A 19,574-nucleotide genomic window follows, 5' to 3' on the forward strand; every position below is an offset into this window, starting at 1 on the left:
AATTTTGCCGGCGTCAGTTTTTTAGTTGAAGATATAAGTGCGGATTCGGAAGCTTGAGCGAGGATTCTCCCTACGCACACGCGACAAACGAACGTATGTTCTTATATTTTACAGTGGCAGTTTACGGCATTAACAGATAAGATGGAGAAGAAGGCGCGATTCCGGCATGAGTCCGGACCGTAAATATATGGGACAAGGAGAATTTGCTATGCATGGCGACCAAACGATTCATCTGGGCATTATTGGTATGGGGCGGGTAGCGGTGGAAAGGCATATTCCATCGATCCGGTCGATCGGAGATTCGAACGTCAATATCGCGGCGGCTGCCGATGCCAAGCCGGGAATTGCACTCCAGGCAGCGGAGAAGCACGGCATTCCGCATGCTTTCGAGGATTACAGGGAGCTGCTCGCGATGGAGGAAATTAATGCCGTATGCGTCTGTACGCCTACGTTCACCCATGCCCAAATCGCGATCAATGCGCTCCGCGCGGGCAAGCATGTGTACCTGGAGAAGCCGGCGACACTGAATGAAGCGGAAATGCGCGAGGTGCTGCAGGCAGCGAATGAGAGCGGCAAGGTGTTCATCGTCGGCTCCAACGGCTTGCTGCAAAGCCAGATGCAGATGTTCAAGCGGATGATCGACAACAAGGAGCTGGGCGAGGTTTTTAATGTGACGATCACGCGCGCTTCGACGAGAAGCGCGGGCGGGAAGCGGAAAACGATCGGCGGCGACGGCATCAGCATGGAAAGCGCTTCGCATAATGTGGAATGGGCGCTTTATTTTCTGGGCGATCCGCGGCCTGTATCCGTAACCGGTATCGGCTACTACAAATACGACAACCTGTCGATCCCGTTTGAGCGGAGGGAGGCCGGTGAAGTCGACGACTGCGCGATGGCGCTGATCCAATTCGATAACGGCAGCAGCTTTTTGTACAAAGCGATGAGATCCGCCGCGGCCCCTGCCGAGTATATGGTCGACATTCAGGGCGATATGGGCCTGATCCGTTATGACGTCAACAAATGCTATAAGGAAAAATCGGATGATTGCATCCGGATTTATACGCAGCACCTCGACGGGCACATGACGGAATCGAAACCGCTGATCGAATGCGGAAAAACGCATGCGGCGATGTACGAGCATTTTTTCTCATGCATTCGCGAATGCAACCGGTCGGCGATCAGCGGCGGCGAGCGGAGCGTCGTCGTGATGAAGGTGCTGGACGCGCTGCGGGTCTCAATGAAGGACAAAGGCAGGCAGGTTGCGCTGGACTGAGCTAACGTCACATCAAATCAGGGGAGGCAACATTCAATGGATAATTTGCAGATCGGCTTCAGCTGTCACTCGCGGAATTACGGGCCCGGCACGCCGGATGAAATTTTCGGATTCATTCAAAAGCTCGGCTACGCCTACATTGACGTCGATTCGGTCAGTACGATCGGACAAGCCGAGGTTATCGACAACCCGGAGCGGCAAGCTGAGGTGGTCAGGGAGCTGTGCGAAAAGTACGAGCTTCGCCCGGCGGAATATTTTTTGGGTACCGTTCTGGCGGATGGCGAGAAGCTGGAAACGAGCCAGCCGGATCTCCGCAAGCGTGAGCGGATGCTCGAAAGCTTCGAGCGCGTCTGCCGGTTTGCCGGGCTGGCGGGCTTCCGCAGCATTATGGGCTCGGCGGGCATACTGATCGCAGAAGAGGGCTTCGACCGCTCCTTTGAGCATGCCGCAGAGACGTTAGGCAAGATGACGGCTATTGCCGCCGATCACGGCGTCGCTTTCCATGTTGAGCCGAGCCAGCATTCTTTGCTGAACGTACCGGCCAAAGCCGTGGAGATGGCGCAGCGGGTCCAGGGACTCCGGTATACGCTCGACTTTTTGCACTATCAGGTGCATGGCTACGATCAGCGCGAGACGATGAAGCTGCTGCCGTACACCGGGCATATGCATGCGAGACAGGCGGCGGTCGGCTGGGGCAAATGCCCTTTCGAGTACGGGGAAATCGATTACGATGCGATCGTCAAGCGGCTGAGAGGACTTCGTTGGAACGGGGTGATCGCGATGGAATTTTGGAGCGGACCTGCGGAAACGGCAGCCGGGATTCATGCGGTGGAACAGACGATTTTGATGCGGTATCATTTGAAGGGACTCGTCAAGAAATATTATCGTTAATCTGACCGCGATTTAAATGTAGGTTTTCTTGCAATGATAGAAAGCTTCAGCTCCGTTATCAAAAAAAGCCGGAGCGGTAATAAGACCGCGCCGGCTTCCTTGTTCAATTATATAATCTCTTTTTCTTCCGCGATTTGCATGCTGTCAAAGTATTTTTTCAAATACAGCTTTTTTAATTGGAAATAATGGTTATTTGACTTGATATGTCCGATTAATCGGCAAATCATTTGCATATATTGAGCATCCTCGATGCCGGACGCGATATTGAAAATCGTATTCAGGCTTCCGATCGCTTGATCCCTGTTAATAATACCCCTTTCCAAACCGGTCAACTGCCGTTCGATTTCTTCCTCGATAAACCATTTTGCTCTAGTCTCGATACTCTTATTAGTCAAAAACAACGCACCTCCTGGATAATGTAGCTTCAAGTTTACATCAGCCGTCATGTAAAAGCTGTCGAAATAACGGTGTCATATTCGATCATTTTTTGCGGGAAAAAAGTTGGAGCGATAGTTCCGCACAGAGAACGAGCTGCGCCGTCACCATTCAGCAGATGGGGCATTACAGTCGCGAACGGACGAAGTGGCTTTCGTCGCCTATTGTCCCCAGATTTCTACTGCTAATGTGGTATACATTCAAGAAATCCGGTGACAACAGAGATTGGAAGAAGGATTCGCCTGCGAAGCGGGGAATTATTCACCGGACTTTTAAGGCCGACGATGTTAATAAAACTAATAAAAGATCAATTTCACCTCATGTCAAGAGCGCGCAATAAGCGTTACAATTTAGGAAGAAACACTTACCATACAAGTCAGGGGGTACTTTCTTTGTCTAACGAAAAATCGATTTCACGCAGGGAATTTTTAGAGAAAGCAGGCAAGGCGGGGCTCGTCGTTCTGGGTATGGCAACGCCGGGCTTCCTGGCCGCATGCTCCGCAGTGACCAATCAGACCGGTAAAAGCGGGGCCGCCGGGGGCAGTCAGGAGAAGGTGAAGCTGACATTCGCCCGCCAGGGAAACGGACAGGACAAGAGCGCCTGGGACGCGCTGCTGAAGCAATTTATGGATCAAAATCCTGATATCGAAGTGCAGCTTATTTATGTGCCCGGTTCGGATTGGGACGACTATTTTAATAAGGTATCGGTCATGATTGCCGGCGGCACGCCTCCCGATGTCGCGCACATCGCGATTGAAGGCACCCAGCTGTTCGTCAAGAAAAATATGGCGATCGAGCTGACGCCTTACATGAAGAATGATCCGGTAGACAAGCTGGACGACATTCATCCGAATATTCAGAAGGCCTTTATTATCGACGGCAAATATTTCGGCCTGCCGTTTACGTGGAATAACCGCGTCATGTACTTCAATACGAAAATGCTTGGCGAAGCGAAGCTGGAGCTTCCGCCTCCGACCTGGAATCTTGACGATTTCTTCCGCTATTGCAAGGAACTGACCCGCGACAGCAACGGCAAAAAGCAGTTCGGCTATCAATTCAAGGTTCGAATGATCGATAACGAGCAGTGGCTGTACAGCAACGGCGCAGCGATCTTCAACGACGACATGACCAAATGCACGCTCAATGACCCGGCCTGCGTAGAATCGTTCCAATTTTTTCACGATCTGATTTATAAATACAAATATGCTCCCACTCCATCCGAGGTCGGCGCTATGGGCGATCCTTTTCTGACTCAGAACGTCGCGATGGCGGCTGCGGGGTACAGTCCGGTAACCGGTTATTTGGATCAGAAATTTACCGATTTTAATATCCAGTCGATGCCGACCTTGAAGAAGCCGTCGACGATTTACGGGGTGGACGGATTTATGATCATGAAGGACAGCAAGCATCCGAACGAGACATGGAAATTTATCAAATTTCTGAATTCCGCCGCCGCCCAGACCCAGCTGTTTTCTTCCGGCATTCCGTCGCGGAAATCCGTTGCCGAGGAGCAGATTCCGAAGAAACCGCCGCAGAACGGCAAGCTGTATTATGAAAGCGCGGAAGTGGCGCGGCCTGTACAAGCCCCGCCTACCTTCAACAAGCTTAACGATGTGTATACGCGGGTATTGGGGTCGGTTTTTGCCAACGAGGTAGAGCTCAAGAAAGGGCTGGATTATGCGACGTCCGAAATGCAAAAAATTTTGGATAAAGGATTGTAACAAGAAAGGACAGCTGAATGATCAATGAGGTGAAGCAACAACGGCAACCCGTTCCGGGGATAGGACGCGCCGACAGATGGGGCAGGGAGAAAAAGAGGGAGGCGCTGGATGCCTGGATTTTTCTGGCTCCGACGATGCTGCTATTTATCGTTTTTATCGCCATCCCCGTTATCGCGGCCATCGTGTTAGGACTAACGAAATACGATATTATAAGCCCGATGGCGTTTACCGGCTTCGACAATTATGTACAGGCGTTCCATGATCCGAGACTATCCGTCGTTTATATGAATTCCGTCAAATATTTGCTGCTGCTGCTGCCGCTCCATATTTTGTTCGGACTTGCGCTGGCATTGGCTGTAAAAAGTCTTTCGTCCAATTTTTGGAAATATGTACTGCGAACGTTTTACTTTTTTCCCGTGATGGTTACGACCTCCTCGGTAGCGATTGTTTGGGGATACTTGCTGAATAAAGATTTCGGCGTCATCAATTATTATTTGGGCAAGCTTGGCGTCGAATCGATCCCTTGGCTGACCTCCTCCTTCTGGAGCGTGCCTGCGCTCGTGCTGTTCAGCGTGTGGAAAGGGGGCGGGCAATATTTCATATTTCTGTTTGTCGGCTTGACGAATATACCGCAGCAGCTGTACGAGGCGTCCAAAATCGACGGCGCCGGCAGATGGAGGACGTTTTGGAGCATCACGCTTCCATTATTGACGCCTACGTTATTTTTTGTCGTTACGATGGGGCTGATTAACGGTTTGCAAATTTTCGACGAGCCTTTCCTGATTACCAAGGGCGGGCCGGGCGACTCTTCGAGAACGATCAACCAGTATATATACGAGCATGCGTTCAAGTTTTTTGATATGGGCTATGCTTCCGCTTTATCCATGACCCTGTTCGTCATTATTCTTGTCTTGACCTTGCTCCAGTTCCGGTTGGGAAAGAAGTGGGTTCATTATCAATAGGATAGGAGAGAGAAGCATGGAAACTGCCGGCGTAAAACGCACAATCGGCTTTTATCAGCTCATACTGACTGCGGTGCTGCTTGTAATCGCCTGGTTCATTATGGCTCCTTTTTTTTGGATGTTTGCGACTTCCTTGCGGCCGGCGATGGACTCATTCAAGCTGCCTCCCTCTTTATGGCCTTCCGTATTTGAGTGGGACAACTATGCCGCCGTATTCGCATCGATTCCATTTGCCGCATTTTTCTGGAACAGCATGAAAGTATCCGTCCTGGTCGGGCTTGCTCAAGTCGCGTCTTCGGCTACGGCGGCTTACGCCTTTGCGCGGCTGCGCTTTCCGGGGCGGGACGCCTTATTTATTCTCGTGCTGTCGGCGCTCATGATTCCGCATCAGGTGACGATTATTCCTTTATTCATCATGATCCGCAAGCTGGGCTGGATGGATACGCACGCCGCTTTGATCGTCCCGCATATGATTTATCCGTTCGGCATCTTTTTATTGAAGCAGTTTATGAGTACCATTCCGACCGAGCTGGAGGAAGCGGCCAGGGTGGACGGGGCGTCCCGCTACCGGATTTTCAGAGAAGTTATCGTTCCGATCTCCATGCCATCTATTTCGGTTGTTGCGGTGTTCAGCTTTATCGCTTCATGGAATATGTTTTTCTCGCCGTTACTTTTTATAAATACGTATGAAAAAATGACGCTGCCCCTTGGCATCACGATTTTGCAAGGATATATGGGCAACGGCAATATGTCGGCTCTGTTGGCAGGGGTCACGATGTCGCTCGTGCCTGTTGTATTGTTTTACATATTTTGTCAAAAATATTTGGTCGACGGGACCACTGTCGGCGCGGTCAAAGGTTAGCCGCGTCATATTACATGATCGGGAGGATTTATGCATATGAACAGAGAGAACGCTGCGCCGGACACGCTTTATAACGGAATCAAGCTGCCGGAAATATGGCCGCCGACCGGTATCGACGGGACGTCGCGGGAGCCGCTGCCGGTTCCGTATTTGCAAAACCCGCCCGCAGTTATTCCGATTCAAGTCGGACGTCAATTGTTTGTCGATGATTTTCTCATCGAGCAATCCACGCTGCACAGAACGTTTCACAAGCCGAGATGGCATGAAGGCAATCCTGTGCTGAAGCCGGAAACCGGACTGGAAATGAATAGCGGCGTCTGTCCGGTCGCCTGCCCGTTTAATGACGGCGTCTTCTATGATCCGAAGGATCAATTGTTTAAAATGTGGTATCACGCCGGATGGTTCGACGGGATCGCTTATGCTGAAAGCAAAGACGGTATTCGCTGGGAAAGAAAACTTCTCGATATCGAGCCCGGAACGAACCGCGTTTTGGCGACCCGGCCCGGCTTCCGGCGCGACGGGGTCGGCGTATGGCTGGATCATGACGCGCAGGACCCGAACGAACGATTCAAGATGTTCGCCTATTTCCGGACGCCTGACGGCGAATTCGGGGAGGTCTATACGTCTCCTGACGGCATACATTGGGGAGAGCCGGTGCGAACGGGGCCTTGCGGGGACAATACGACATTCTTTTATAACCCGTTCCGGCAAAAATGGGTGTACAGCATCCGGACGGGCTTAGGCTCCGACCGCAGCTATTTCCGCATCCGCTCCTACCGCGAGCATGACGATTTCGTGCAGGGCGCGGACTGGTCCGACGAGGATACGGTCGTCTGGTCGCGAGCCGACGATCTGGACCCGCCGCATCCCGAGCATCAATGTCCGACCCAGCTGTACAATATTGATGCCGTAGCTTATGAAAGCGTCATTCTGGGGTTGTTCCAAATTCATCAAGGACCGCCCAATCATGTGTGCGAGGAAGCGGGTTTCCCCAAGATTACGGAATTGATGATTGGCTTCAGCCGTGACGGATTTCACTTCGACCGTTCGGACCGCACGCCTTTCCTGGCCTGCTCCCAGCAGGAAGGGACATGGAACCGCGCCTATTTGCATTCGGCCGGGGGCTCATGTCTCGTAGTTGGCGACGAGCTGTATTTCTATGTCGGCGGGTTCTCGGGCATATCCCCGCAAAGGGGCGGCGATCTGTATGCGGGAGCCAGCACGGGGCTTGCCGTGCTGCGCCGGGACGGCTTCGCCTCGATGGATGCGCCGCAAGGCGGCGGGGAATTAATGACCCGTCTCATCAGGTTTGACGGCAGCTATTTATTCGTCAATGCGAACACGAAGGACGGGGAGCTGCGGGTCGAGCTGTTGGACGAATCCGGGCATGCCGTGGACGGATACACAATGGAAGACTGCATCCCGGTGCGTGCGGACCAAACGCTCGCGCAAGTGCAATGGGTCGGCAGGAACGATCTGTCGGATTGGGTGGGCAAGCCGGTTAAGCTTCGCTTCCTCCTGACGGAGGGAGAGCTGTATTCGTTCTGGGTCAGCCCGGATGCATTCGGCGCCAGTCGCGGCTTCGTCGCCGCCGGCGGTCCGGGATTTACAGGGCCGATTGATACCGTCGGCAGCAAGTAAAGAGAGTACAATAAGGTGGGGATATCGATGCAGCAGGAGAGCAGCTCCCTGGAGGGCCATTTGAAGGAACTCCGCAAACGAATCATATCGGTTCTGATCGTATTTCTGGCAGCTATAGCCGGTTCTTTTTTCACCGTTCAGCCGCTGCTCGGATATATGAAGCGGACGCCTCCCGCCTCAACGCTGGATTGGAACGTGTTTTCGCCGATGGATGCGATACGGATTTATATCCAGTTTGCTTTTATGATCGCATTAATCGTTATGGTTCCATTTATTTTGTATCAGGTCTGGTCGTTTGTCGCTCCCGCCTTGACGGTGAGAGAGAGGAAGGCGACGCTGCGTTACATACCGGTTGTCTTTTGCCTCATCTTGATCGGTTTCGCGTTTGCCTACTTTGTCGTTTTTCCGATGGCGCTGCATTTTAGCACCTCCTTGACGCATAAGCTCGGACTCAATGAAATGTACGGGATTCATCAATATTTTTCTTTTATGTTCGGTGTTCTGCTCCCGGTATCGCTTGTGTTCGAGTTTCCCTTGGTGGTGGTGTTTTTAACCCATCTTCAGCTGGTTACGCCCGCTTTCTTGAGAAAGCAGCGCAAGACGGCCTGCCTGCTCTTCGTCATCATGGCCAGCATTATTACGCCGCCGGATATCGTATCGCCTATTTTGCTCACAATCCCGCTGCTTGCGTTGTATGAGATCAGTATTTGGCTCTCGGCTGCGGTCATTCGCAAGCAGCAGCAGCTCAACTCCAATAAAGAGGTGGTTCTTCATGGGTGATCTGTTTACCCCCAGTCATATTTTACTAGTTATCGTTGTCGCTTTATTATTGTTCGGCCCGAGCAAGCTCCCTGAGCTGGGACGAAGCTTCGGGAAGATGCTGAAGGAATTCAAGGACGGCGCCAAAGGATTGTATGCCCAAGAAGAAGGGACGGCGAAGCCGCTCACCGGTTCCGTGCAGGAACAGGCTTCTTCCGGGAAAGAATCTTAATTACGGTAGCCGGCCCTTATCGAATAATGAATAGAAGGAGCGCACGATTGATGCTATGATAGATGTGCGCTCTTCTTCTCCTCATAGCCTATTACGCGATACTGCAGAGTAGAGGTAACGGATGAAACGGATTATGGCCATGTTCAACAACTTAAAAATCCGCTCCAAGTTTTTGGTCTCGTACACCGCAATTATACTGATTTCCGTGTTTATGATCAGCACGATCAATTATCAAATTTCCGCAGATCAGCTGACGGAAGTGACCTCCAACCATTCGGAATATTCCATGGAGCAGATGATGCTGAACCTGACCTCAGGAAAAAGAGATGTCGAGGAACTGCTAAGTCTGCAGTATTCCGGCTCCAACATATACAGAATGATTAACGGCGATACGTTTCTTTTAAAAATGAGCAGTAACGAGAAAGACACGTTTATCCGCAATTTTTTATTTTACCTGGTTTACTCCAAGCAATATTTAATGTCTGCAGCTGTTGTCGACAAGCGGGAGCATGTTTACTACGTGAATAAAGTCGATTCCAAGCTGACGGAAGAGCAAGCCGTGGAAAGAGCGGCCGCCGATGAAGCGAAGCTGCGAAATTCGGCGGAGACGTACATGTGGTCCCCGGGCTCCGGCGAAAATATCATTATCGAGAGAGCTGTATACGATATTAACACGTCGGAATATTTGGGCGTATTTATAGTCGAAATCAATAAATCTTACCTGAGCGATCTGTATGTCTCCATGAATAAACTGGTGGGCGGCAATATTCTCATATTAAATGAAAGCAATGAGATGCTTTTATACAGCAACCGGGACGCGCCAGATACGATACCTTATGATTGGATGACTCATTATTTGACGCAAAACGGGTACTTAAACGGACAACCGACCGGTAAACTGGCCTATGAGGGAAAACCGTATTTATTTATCGCCAAAACGTCGGCAACCGGCAAGTGGAAAGCGGTCAATCTCATTTCGCTGGCACAAATAACGAAGCAATCGGATCGGCTGAAATTTTGGACGGTGACAGCCTGTATCATTTCATTCTTTATCGCCCTCATGATCGCGTACCTGATCTCCAATAATATTAGCCATAATATAAGACTTCTGCTTGAGCAAATAAAAAATATTTCGGAAGGCCATTTCCATAAAAGGATTCAGCCGAAAAGCCGGGACGAGATCGGCTTGCTTGCGGAGAAATTCAATCTCATGTCGCTGAAAATTCAAAACCTGATCGATTCCGTATACAAGGAGAAGCTGTTAAAGCAGGAGGCGGAGCTTCGGGCGCTGCAGTCCGAATATAACGCGCTCCAATCGCAAATGAACCCGCATTTTTTGTACAATACATTGGAAACGATCAACAGCATGGCCAAAATTAATAAACAGGAAGATATCAGCAACATGGTTTGCTTGTTGGGGAACTTGCTCCGCGAAAGCGTCAGATGGAAAGGGCAAACGATTGCTTTGCGGGAAGAGCTGTCGTATATTCAAGATTATTTGGCTATTCACGGTTACACGTATATGGATAAAATCGAAATTGCCTACGATCTGGATGAAGCTTTATCGGAGGTGCAGGTGCCCAAATTTATACTTCAGCCGATTGTTGAAAATGCGATCATCCACGGGATCGAGCAAAAGAGCGGCAAGGGCCTTATTCGGGTGAGCAGCCGGCGTATGGACGGCGAGCTGCTCTTGACGGTAAGCGATAATGGTGTCGGTATGGAACCAGGCGAGATCGACGCTATTTTTGCCCAAGAGGCTCAGGAAACGCAAACCGCCGAAAAACATACCGGGTTAGGGATCAGAAATGTCGATAAACGGATCAAGCTATTGTTCGGCAAAGCATACGGTGTCACCATGCAAAGCAAGATGAACGAAGGTACGATAGTAAAAATTACGATTCCGTTGAATCAAGAGGAGGTTCAGTATGGGCTATAAGGTGATCGTCGTCGATGATAAGCCTTTAATACGGAAAAGTATTGTACAAACGATGGATTGGGGCCTGCTAAATTGCGAAATCGCCGGGGAGGCCGATAACGGCTGCGACGCCAAAAAGTTAATCGTGGACAAGCGGCCGGACATCATCATCACGGACATTAAAATGCCGGGTATGGACGGTCTGACGCTTACGCAGCAAATCAAACCTTATTTGCCTTATTCGAAAACGATCGTCATTACCGGCTACGAGGATTTCACATTCGCGCAAAGAGCGGTCAAACTAGGCGTCTTCGATTTTATTGTAAAGCCGGTGAAAAACGCCGACTTGTTTGCAGCGGTACAATCCGCCATCTTGCAAATCGCCGGCGACAAGCTACAGTTTCAGGAACAGCAAAAGTATATCCAGGAAAAAAACAGAAGGCTGCTGACCCATTACTTGCAAGGCGTTGTCGCCGACGAATCCGAGCGGGCCTGGCATGACAACATGAGCCAGGCCGCTCCGTTCAAGGGCGGCTGCCTGGCGGTTGTAGCCAAGCAAAGGCAGCAAGCGGAGTGCCGGGAGCCGGTCTACGACCAGTTTGTTCAAAGGCTGGATTCGCTTATCCAGCGGGACAGCTTCGAGATTATGCACACGATCATCAACGGGAACCTGATCGTCGTTTTGTTTATGAAGGAAGCGGGCTCCTTCAAACATGCCAAATCGTGGTTAACCGGATTGGCCCATGAGCTGAGCCGGATTTTGACCGAGCCTGAAGAACTGTCTCTCTCCATCGCGGTCAGCTCCGTATATAAAAGCGCGAACCTGATGAGACTCGCTTATCAGGAAGCGTCGGTCCTGATGGACAGCAGCTTCTTCTATAGTTGCGGGGAAATGGTCGTGATTTCGCCTGAAAGGCTGACCCGGGATACGGATGACCCCGGCTCGGAGCATGCCTCGATCGTGATGAGCCTGGATCGCTTCAAGCTCTCGCTTGAGTCGGCGCCACCGGATCAAGCCGAATCGCTTGCGGACCGTCTGCTTGAGGAAATAACCGTATACAGCGCGGGAAACCCGGTTATTGCCAAAAGTCTGATGGCTGAAGCCTGCCTCTCCTCGCTGAAAAGCTATATCGACAGCACCGGCGATTATAACGGGCTTGCCGCGACGCTCGACCAGGCGTTTAAACAAATAAGCGGCTCGAATGACCTGGACCAAAGCAAGCTTCATTTGAAGCAATTTATCCGCATCGTCAAAAGCAAAATGGAGGAGCAATCTTCTTATTCATTGCTGGTTAAAAGCATCGTTTCGTATATTCAGCAGCATTATGTCACAACAACGCTGCATGACATTGCCGACCGTTTCTCGGTAAGCGCAGGACATATAAGCCGGATTTTGAAAAAAGAGACCGGCGAGAACTTCGTGGATTTGCTGGCCAAAGCGAGGATCGAGGCTTCCAAAAAATTGTTGAAGAGCCCCAATTATACGATCGTGCAAATCAGCGAGATGGTCGGCTACAAGGAATATGCGTATTTTTATCAAGTGTTTAAAAAGCTCGAGGGCATTTCGCCGAAGGAATATAAAAACAACTGAAGACGAGACCGTCAACTAGTAGATTGTTTAAAAAATAAAGAGTTTAAGGAACTGCCGCCGTAATCGTATCTTGCTCCCTATTGCTCTGCCCGCTTGCCTCAGCTCCGAATCGAAGCCGTCATGTCGCAATATTTGAATTGTCCGGTTTACAAAAATATGTTAAATTACAAATGGTAAGCAGGAAAGCTGCGTGCGCGAATGCGAGACATTTTTCATGTAAACGCTTTAAGACAATCATAAGAAACAGGGGGAGCCCCTATGACGGCACGACGATGCTGATACATGTACGATGCGGGCGGAGCGGTTAGATGACGAATACGAAAAAGCTTGCTTTATTTGCGATTACCTGGCCTTTATTTATCGAATCTTCGCTGCAAATGTTTATGAGGACCGCAGATACATTCATGGTCAGTCATGTGTCCGACGCGGCCGTAGCGGCCGTGGGCGTCTCGAACCAATTGATCATGTTTACCTTTATGCTGCTTCAGGTCATTTCGGCGGGCACCGCTGTGGTCATATCGCAATATTTGGGCGCCAATAAGACGGATGATGTCAGACGGTTTGCGGCCGGCGCGATATCGCTCAATTTTTTGTTCGGGCTGCTCATCAGCGTCTGTATGATGGTGTTCAGCAAATCGCTGCTCGGCTTGTTCGGGCTGGAGGCCGACCTGCTCAGTCAGGCTCGGACGTATTTGCTTATCGTCGGCGGAGCGCTGTTTATCCAGGCGGTCAATCTGACGATATCCGCCATTACCCAGGTGCACGGCTTTACGAGATATACGATGCTCGTAAGCATCGGAATGAATCTGCTCAATTTGACCGGCGACTATTTGTTCATTTTCGGGCCGTGGGGATTTCCGAAGCTCGGCGTTCCGGGGGTCGCCATCTCGGCGGCGGTCAGCCAATCGCTGGGGCTTATCGTATACTGCGTCATTTTGAGGAAGGTCGTCAGGCTGAACCTGGGCTTGAAGGATCTTGTCCGGAGCAAGCTTGAGGACATCAAGAAAATATTGTCGGTCGGCATCCCGACCGGAGGCAATCAATTGGCTTATTCCGCCAGCCAAATCGTCACGACGTATTACATCACATCGCTCGGCGCGGAAATGCTGTCGACTCGAATCTATACGCAAAATATTATTTATTTCATTATGGTACTGTCCATCTCGTTAGGACGGGGAACGCTGATCATTATCGGCCGTCTGATCGGCGCGGGGGAGAAGGAGGAGGCGTACCGGCAGCTGTTCCGCAGTCTGGGCTTGAGCCAGCTGCTATCGATGGCCGGCGTCTGTCTCATCTTCATTTTCCGGGAACCGCTGATCGGGCTGTTTACGAACGATCCGCAGATCATCGCCCTTGGCGCGGCACTGTTGACGCTTGGTTTCCTGCTTGAACCCGGCAGATGCTTGAACATCGTTATCGGCGAAGCGCTCCGCGCTGCGGGCGATGCCCGATATATCGTCGTTATGGGGATTATCGTCATGTGGGGGATGTGCATTCCACTGACGTACTTGATCGGCATTCATCTGAGCTACGGATTGATCGGGATATGGTTCGTATTTATATTAGATGAATGGGTGCGCGGCGTGCTGCTGCTGCATCGCTGGAAAAGTCGGGCATGGGAAAAGAAGGCTTTGGTCCGGACGGATACGAAAAGCGTGACTGCAAGGTAAGCTGCCGATGCCGGCTAACCTTTGGCTGGCCGAGAGAACGGATGAAGTTGTATTCGAACATATGTTCTGATTGTTGTGCAAAAGTAAACCCGCCGTATGCGATTACGGCGGGTTTTGAGCTGCCGCAGCTGCGCGCTGCAAAGCCGAAATTAGTCGAAATTCAAGTTAACGTTTCAAAAGTAATGAGCATGCCGGAACAACGATCACAAAGTAATGTCAGCATGGCGCATGGCGCGTGTTGCCGGACCTTAGAGCCCCTATTTGCAGCGTTAACCATCGCCGCCGCCAGCCGCCAAGCGCCGCGTAGCGCTATTCCTCTGCAGCCGCCGGCCGCCATTCACGGAGCTTGGCTTCCAGCATCGCCTTGGTCACGTCCGTGATCATGGATGGCTCGTACGACAGCCCCTGCTCCAGCGCCTTTACGGCGGCATCCTGCTCGTCCAGCTGCGCCAGTGTCATGGCGTAGTAATAGTAAGCTTCGGCGAAGGTCGGATTTTGCTCCATCAGCTTATCGTAAATTTCTTTCGCTTCCTCGTACCGGCCGAGCAAGTAATAATTCAATGCCAGATTGTCGAGAATCGTATTGTCCGTATCGTTGTAATCGTAAGCCTCCAGATTATGCGCCAACGCCTTGTCCAAGTCGTTCGACATCAGGTAGAACAGGCCGAGGTTGCCATAGACGACGGAGTTTTTGAAGTTGGGAACAATCGCCTCCATGAGCCCGATCGCCTCCGCCCGCTTGCCGCGCTTCCATAAAGCGATGGAGTAGTTGATCTTGGCGTTGATTTCGCTGCTGCGCGACAGCTTGCGCTGCATGACCTGCTCCAGCAAGCTTTCCGCCGCTTCGTTCTCGCCCAGCTTCAGCAGTACGAAAGCTTGCGAGACGGCCATTCCGGGATTGCGGTTCGTCTTGTAGGCCCGGCCGTAATAATCGGCGGCGGCTCTCAGGTCCTTCTTGTTATAGCGGACGTTCGCCTGGAAGGCGAAGTAATTTCCGCGCAGCCAATAAATAACGAAGGCGGCAAGCACGGCGACACCCGCCCAGCCGTACCAGGGGCCCAGCTTGAATAAGATAATCAGGATGACGACCGGTACGCCGATTTGAAGCAGTATCTTGAGCCACGGTTTCATGAAACGTTCTCCTTTGCTATCAGCATATTGTCTTGATTTTAGACAAAACCCGTGCCGAATGCAACTGACGCCGCCGGAAAAAGATGACAGACTCCGGGCAGGCAATAGCGGAGACCGCTGTTTGTGCCGCTATTGATTTTTTCGCAGCCGCTCGACTTCCTTGTCGATAGCCTCGGACGCTTTGCGTATCGCTGTGTTGACGTCGATTCCTTTGGCCAGATCGAGATTCGCCTCGGTTACGAATTTGCCGACATCCCCTTCGAACTCGTGAATCGTATGATCCTGCAGCGGCTGGCCTTTGAAAATATTTTCAATCTTTTTGCCCTTCAACACGCCGACATCCGCCCCGTATTCCTTCTCCAGCTCCTTGTTAATAATCGCCGGCACCCGGCCGTTGCGGGCAATAATGCGCTGCACCTCGTCGGATAGCAAATATTGAATCACTTGAAACGCTTCGTCCTTATGCTTGCTTTGCTGCGTCATCAGCACGGAGTGTACCTGAGCTTCCCTCGTTTTCCCCAGCTGGTCGCCGAAGTTCGGCACCGGCGCGATATCCCAGTTGACCTCGATCCCCTGCTGGTGCAGCTCCTCCATCGGCCCGACCATGTTGGCGAGCCATGCGGGGCGCATGGCCATCGTCCGGTCTTTCATAAAGACGTCGCGGCCGTGCAAATACTTCGTTTTGTCCTTGGGAAGAAAGCCGGGAATATCGAAGCTTTCCTTGGTTGCGTTGAAGACGCGAAGCCACTCCGGCGAGGTCAGCAGCGATCTGCCGGTTTGCGGATCGAGAATCGGCAGCGCCAAACTTTTGGAAAAGCCGGTCAACCCTTCCACGTCCAGGCCGATATAGTCGACACCGTTCTCGGTCCTGGTCAGCTTGCGCGCCAGCTCGAATGTTTGCTCCCAAGTCATTTGCTCATCGGGCGGGTAAGGAACGCCGAATTTATCGAATACGTCTTTGTTGTAATAAAGAATGTGCTGGTTGGAGTTATACGGAATGGCGTAAATTTCCCCGTGCTCGGCGGCGGCCTTGACATAACCGTACAAGTGCGGTTTGATCCGGCTTTCGTCAAAATGATACTTTTCGATCCACGGGCGCAGGTCCTCGATCGCTTTCAGCTTTTTCAGAGGATTGTAGTTGCTGGCGAAGACGATGTCGGGAATCGTCCCCGAGGAGAACAGCTCCTGAATCGCCGTACCGGCGGGAGGTTCGATCCGTTCAATCCGGATGCGCGGAAATTTTTGCTGGACGGGGAGCTGGATCTGGTTTTTGAACTCCGTGTTCGTGAAGGTGGGGCCGTTGGATAAAAATTTCAGCGTGACGATGTCGGACGAGCCGGAGCCCGCGGCATCGGTGCCGCCGGCGCTGCCGGCCTCCGGTTTGGAGCAGGCCGTTAAGGGGCCGGTCAGGGCAAGCAGTACGGCAAGCGAGGAAACAAATGTCTTCATGAGAATATACACCGCCTTTTCGATTAAGTTGAAGTGCTTGTGCTCCGGGAGCATCGCATGGCAACAAAAAAAGGAGACATGGCAGTCAGCCAGTCTCCGGATGTCCGGTAGCTATAAAATTTATTATTCCAATTGGTTTACTATGATAAAATATAGCACCGTCAAGTACGGCTGTCAACGATCTATTGGCAAATAAGCTGTGCCATGCTGCAGTATGAACGGTGCCGGCTCGTCAGAATCAAGGATATGCTGCGTGTGGGCGAAATTGAGATCAGCACGGCGATGCTGGAGGAGGCGAAACGTCACGGCGAAATCGACATCTTGACGGAGCCGTACGAGCTTCGTTTCGATGAGACGGGGAATCTGCTGCACGGCTATCCGGCTGCCGGGAATATTTGCTACAATAAGGGCATTCCACAAATACGAAAGCGAGGAATGCAGATGGACAGCGTGAGCAGCCCGCATGGCGATCCGGGCCGGGTGAGGCTACGGGCGTTCGAGCCGGAACATATCAAGGAGCTTCACCGCTGGTTGAACGATCCCGTCTCCATCGAGATGGTTGGCCGGACGCCGTTGACGTACGAGCAGACCGTCAAGCATGTCGAGAAAAAACGGCAAAACGGCGATCTCGTATTGGCGATTGCAAATGAAGACGACCAGTTGATCGGCTGGATTTTTTTGCAGCATATCGAGTACGAGCACGGCCGGGCGGGAATCGGCATCCTGCTGTCGCCCGAGGCGCGGGGGCGCGGCTATGGACTGAGCGCGATGCGGCAAATGGTCGCCATCGGGTTCGGGCAGCTGCGCCTGAACAAAATTTATTTAACGACGCGGGGCATTAACGAGCAGGCCATCGGCCTGTATAAAAAAGTCGGGTTTGTCGTCGAGGGACAGCTGAGAAAGCACGGCTACAGCGGCGGGCAGTACTATGACACTTATTTTATGGGGCTGCTCGCTTCCGAATGGAGCGCTGATTAAACGGAGGTCTAGAAGAAGTGCGGTGAAGAAAACGCGGAGAGGGCGGTGTCGTTCTGGAGAAGCGCAAGCGTTCGCCTTTGTCTCCGGATTTCTACCGCTAAGCGGTATAAATTCAAGAAGTCCGGGGACAACAGCGATCGGAAGAATGATCCGCCTGCGCAGCGGGCCGTTATCACCGGACTTCTAGGACCGCAACCGGCCCGAGCTCCGCGACAGGCTGCGGTGCTCCCGGGGGGAAACGCCTCTGAACTGCTTGAAATGCTTGTTAAAATAGCTTAACGAGTGAAAGCCGCACTCGAACGCAATATCGGTGATCGATTTGTCGGTATGGTCCAGCAGATGAATCGCCGATTGCAGCCGCAGCCGGCTGATGAATTCATTGGGAGACAGCCGAGTGATTTCCTTGAACGTTCTGAAAAACATCGTTTTGCGCAAGTTCGACATCGCGATCATTTCACACATATCGATGTCCTCGGAAAAATGGGACAGCATGTACTCGATCACTTGAATGATCCCGTGATCGGCCTGCCGTTTGTGCAGCGACTGGTCCTGCTGGGCCTCGGTGTAGCAACGGAAAATTTGCACCAGGATATCGATGAAGCATACGAGCTGCTTGGCACGCCAGCCGGGCAGCTGCCGCTCTTCCTCCTCCACCGCTTCCTTCGCCGCCCGGTGGATCGATTGGGCATAGGAAGTATGTCCTTTGATTAAAGGCGCGAATTTATCCGCCGCGTAGAACGGCGTCAGCAGCTTGTAGCCGTCCGGGATGGAACGGACGATGGAGGGAGCGAACAGCACCATCGTCCATTTCATCGGCCTGCCGGTCTCGCGGGCGAGATTCCAATGCGGCTCGAACGGGCGGAAGACGAAGACATCCCCCGGCCTGCCGTGATATTCGCGGTCGATGAGGTGGTAGTTGGCATCGTTTTCCAGCAGCACGCTGATCTCCAGGGCTGCATGAACGTGCAGCTCATGCTCGGTCAGCGTACCGATTTTTTTGACAAAGTTCAGTTCATGCTCCAGACGGATGTCATCGTAAAACACTAGCTCCCTCCTCTCCCTCTTGCGTCCATCAGGCCCCGATTTGTAAACGCGTTCATTACGTATATCGTAAACTGCCCGGAAGCGGTTGGTAAAGCTTTTTTTAACGATAAAGATAGTATAAAATTTCATTGGAGCTGAACACTTTCTTTATCACAAGAAAACCTTCCTTGTAAATCGCGGTCGCTCATCTTTAAATGCCTCGATAGAGGTTTTCTTAGTGTCGAGGAGGGAGAGAAGCAGCTTCAACAATTGGAAATATTTTCTATTTCCATCTCCGTCAAGGTTCGGTTAAATATGGCAAGCCCGCCGATCAGCCCGGCGTAGAAATTGCCTATCTCACCCGACCGATGCACGGCCCCTACCGTAAAATCGGCTCCGTCCATGCCTCCGTCATGCAATCCCTCGTCATATAAATAAGGGTTGTAGCCTTCCCGCCGGTCCAGCGTTCCGTCCAAATATACTTTGGCGTATGTCCCGTCATAAGTGAAGGCGGCGCAATGCCATTCGCCTTTCGTGACCGGGGTGGCACCGATTGCTGTCGTCATGCACCACGGATATCCGGGTGTCGCGCCCCCGCCTGAAGAAACATGGCCTCCGATTTGATCGGCGCTGTCCCATATTCGCAGGTCCAGAAACAGGCAGTATTGACGCTTCTTTTCCGTTTCGTTCCACATGCCGGCGACGGCCTGGCATTGCGGGTAGAAGCGGTCTTCCCTTTTCAGCCAGGCCAGTATGCTGAACGCTGCACGCTTCCCGCAGAAATTCAGCTCCGGACAAGCGCTGCGGGGAGCCCGGAGCCATTGGCCGTATTGAAGGCTTGCGGCGTAGCGGCCGAACAGTCCGTCCTCCGTTCGCGCTACGGGTCCGGCCATCTCCTCCAACCGGCAGGCAACCGGGCCTTTGGCAATGCGCGCTTGCCCTGCTTCTTCCTGGAAATCCCAGAACGAAACAAGACCGGGAAGATTCATTATGCTTTGTACTCGGCTGTTCAATTAATTCCACGCTCCTTCCGCTGGT

17 protein-coding genes are annotated in these 19,574 nt (G+C 51.9%); 12 read left to right on the forward strand and 5 right to left on the reverse strand.

Annotated elements, in window-relative coordinates:
- Positions 1–208 precede the first annotated feature (208 nt).
- Complete coding sequence (locus E1757_RS09775; protein ID WP_165972043.1) at positions 209–1,273, forward strand: Gfo/Idh/MocA family protein; 1,065 nt, start codon at positions 209–211, stop codon at positions 1,271–1,273.
- A gap of 36 nt (positions 1,274–1,309) precedes the next feature.
- A complete protein-coding gene (locus E1757_RS09780) occupies positions 1,310–2,164 on the forward strand; it encodes a sugar phosphate isomerase/epimerase family protein (protein WP_133227203.1) in 855 nt (284 codons plus the stop codon).
- A gap of 107 nt (positions 2,165–2,271) precedes the next feature.
- Here E1757_RS09780 and E1757_RS09785 read toward each other — a convergent pair whose 3' ends face one another.
- Complete coding sequence (locus E1757_RS09785; protein ID WP_133227205.1) at positions 2,272–2,559, reverse strand: hypothetical protein; 288 nt, start codon at positions 2,557–2,559, stop codon at positions 2,272–2,274.
- Positions 2,560–2,991: 432 nt separating this feature from the next.
- Between E1757_RS09785 and E1757_RS09790 the strand changes: the two genes are divergently transcribed.
- The 9 genes from E1757_RS09790 to E1757_RS09830 all read left to right on the forward strand — a co-directional run bounded on the left by E1757_RS09790 (position 2,992) and on the right by E1757_RS09830 (position 13,955).
- The gene (locus E1757_RS09790) at positions 2,992–4,320 is read left to right on the forward strand and encodes an ABC transporter substrate-binding protein (RefSeq protein WP_165972044.1); all 1,329 of its coding nucleotides are present in this window, start codon (positions 2,992–2,994) and stop codon (positions 4,318–4,320) included.
- A gap of 17 nt (positions 4,321–4,337) precedes the next feature.
- On the forward strand, positions 4,338–5,282 hold the full coding sequence (locus tag E1757_RS09795) for a carbohydrate ABC transporter permease (RefSeq protein WP_133227209.1): 945 nt from the start codon (positions 4,338–4,340) through the stop codon (positions 5,280–5,282).
- Between the two features lie 16 nt (positions 5,283–5,298).
- Entirely contained in the window at positions 5,299–6,144 is an 846-nt protein-coding gene (locus E1757_RS09800) for a carbohydrate ABC transporter permease (protein WP_133227211.1), read from the forward strand.
- A gap of 36 nt (positions 6,145–6,180) precedes the next feature.
- The gene (locus tag E1757_RS09805; RefSeq protein ID WP_133227213.1) at positions 6,181–7,785 is read left to right on the forward strand and encodes a glycosyl hydrolase family 32; all 1,605 of its coding nucleotides are present in this window, start codon (positions 6,181–6,183) and stop codon (positions 7,783–7,785) included.
- A 27-nt stretch (positions 7,786–7,812) separates the two neighbouring features.
- Complete coding sequence (gene tatC, locus E1757_RS09810) at positions 7,813–8,565, forward strand: twin-arginine translocase subunit TatC (protein WP_133227215.1); 753 nt, start codon at positions 7,813–7,815, stop codon at positions 8,563–8,565.
- The gene (gene tatA / locus E1757_RS09815) at positions 8,558–8,776 is read left to right on the forward strand and encodes a twin-arginine translocase TatA/TatE family subunit (protein ID WP_133227217.1); all 219 of its coding nucleotides are present in this window, start codon (positions 8,558–8,560) and stop codon (positions 8,774–8,776) included. Before tatC ends, tatA begins: the two co-directional genes overlap by 8 nt.
- A gap of 121 nt (positions 8,777–8,897) precedes the next feature.
- Positions 8,898–10,715 (forward strand): cache domain-containing sensor histidine kinase, encoded by a 1,818-nt coding sequence (locus tag E1757_RS09820; protein WP_133227219.1) that lies wholly within the window; start codon positions 8,898–8,900, stop codon positions 10,713–10,715.
- A complete protein-coding gene (locus tag E1757_RS09825) occupies positions 10,705–12,285 on the forward strand; it encodes a response regulator transcription factor (protein WP_133227221.1) in 1,581 nt (526 codons plus the stop codon). The genes E1757_RS09820 and E1757_RS09825 overlap by 11 nt, the downstream gene beginning before the upstream one ends.
- A gap of 308 nt (positions 12,286–12,593) precedes the next feature.
- Positions 12,594–13,955, forward strand: coding sequence for an MATE family efflux transporter (locus E1757_RS09830; RefSeq protein ID WP_133227223.1), 1,362 nt, complete (start codon positions 12,594–12,596; stop codon positions 13,953–13,955).
- A gap of 309 nt (positions 13,956–14,264) precedes the next feature.
- Here the strand turns inward: E1757_RS09830 and E1757_RS09835 are convergent, their stop codons facing one another.
- Both E1757_RS09835 and E1757_RS09840 read right to left on the reverse strand, forming a co-directional pair.
- The gene (locus E1757_RS09835; RefSeq protein ID WP_133227225.1) at positions 14,265–15,086 is read right to left on the reverse strand and encodes a tetratricopeptide repeat protein; all 822 of its coding nucleotides are present in this window, start codon (positions 15,084–15,086) and stop codon (positions 14,265–14,267) included.
- A 129-nt stretch (positions 15,087–15,215) separates the two neighbouring features.
- Positions 15,216–16,535, reverse strand: coding sequence for an ABC transporter substrate-binding protein (locus tag E1757_RS09840; RefSeq protein WP_133227227.1), 1,320 nt, complete (start codon positions 16,533–16,535; stop codon positions 15,216–15,218).
- A gap of 255 nt (positions 16,536–16,790) precedes the next feature.
- Between E1757_RS09840 and E1757_RS09845 the strand changes: the two genes are divergently transcribed.
- Positions 16,791–17,513 (forward strand): GNAT family N-acetyltransferase, encoded by a 723-nt coding sequence (locus tag E1757_RS09845; protein ID WP_246079111.1) that lies wholly within the window; start codon positions 16,791–16,793, stop codon positions 17,511–17,513.
- 183 nt (positions 17,514–17,696) lie between these two features.
- Here E1757_RS09845 and E1757_RS09850 read toward each other — a convergent pair whose 3' ends face one another.
- Both E1757_RS09850 and E1757_RS09855 read right to left on the reverse strand, forming a co-directional pair.
- Positions 17,697–18,557, reverse strand: coding sequence for a helix-turn-helix domain-containing protein (locus tag E1757_RS09850; protein ID WP_165972045.1), 861 nt, complete (start codon positions 18,555–18,557; stop codon positions 17,697–17,699).
- A gap of 242 nt (positions 18,558–18,799) precedes the next feature.
- Positions 18,800–19,549, reverse strand: a complete 750-nt coding sequence (locus E1757_RS09855) for a LamG domain-containing protein (protein ID WP_246079112.1) — start codon at positions 19,547–19,549, stop codon at positions 18,800–18,802.
- Positions 19,550–19,574: the final 25 nt, after the last annotated feature.

Origin of the sequence: Paenibacillus piri (genome assembly GCF_004354045.1) — a bacterium.
Taxonomy (GTDB): Bacteria; Bacillota; Bacilli; order Paenibacillales; family NBRC-103111; genus Paenibacillus_S; species Paenibacillus_S piri.

Coding starts and splice junctions, on each gene's coding strand:
- tatA (WP_133227217.1), top strand. CDS start 8,558: ATGGGTGATCTGTTTACCCCCAGTCATATTTTACTAGTTATCGTTGTC.
- E1757_RS09835 (WP_133227225.1), bottom strand. CDS start 15,086: ATGAAACCGTGGCTCAAGATACTGCTTCAAATCGGCGTACCGGTCGTC.
- E1757_RS09795 (WP_133227209.1), top strand. CDS start 4,338: ATGATCAATGAGGTGAAGCAACAACGGCAACCCGTTCCGGGGATAGGA.
- E1757_RS09800 (WP_133227211.1), top strand. CDS start 5,299: ATGGAAACTGCCGGCGTAAAACGCACAATCGGCTTTTATCAGCTCATA.
- E1757_RS09775 (WP_165972043.1), top strand. CDS start 209: ATGCATGGCGACCAAACGATTCATCTGGGCATTATTGGTATGGGGCGG.
- tatC (WP_133227215.1), top strand. CDS start 7,813: ATGCAGCAGGAGAGCAGCTCCCTGGAGGGCCATTTGAAGGAACTCCGC.
- E1757_RS09830 (WP_133227223.1), top strand. CDS start 12,594: ATGACGAATACGAAAAAGCTTGCTTTATTTGCGATTACCTGGCCTTTA.
- E1757_RS09780 (WP_133227203.1), top strand. CDS start 1,310: ATGGATAATTTGCAGATCGGCTTCAGCTGTCACTCGCGGAATTACGGG.
- E1757_RS09840 (WP_133227227.1), bottom strand. CDS start 16,535: ATGAAGACATTTGTTTCCTCGCTTGCCGTACTGCTTGCCCTGACCGGC.
- E1757_RS09825 (WP_133227221.1), top strand. CDS start 10,705: ATGGGCTATAAGGTGATCGTCGTCGATGATAAGCCTTTAATACGGAAA.
- E1757_RS09805 (WP_133227213.1), top strand. CDS start 6,181: ATGAACAGAGAGAACGCTGCGCCGGACACGCTTTATAACGGAATCAAG.
- E1757_RS09820 (WP_133227219.1), top strand. CDS start 8,898: ATGAAACGGATTATGGCCATGTTCAACAACTTAAAAATCCGCTCCAAG.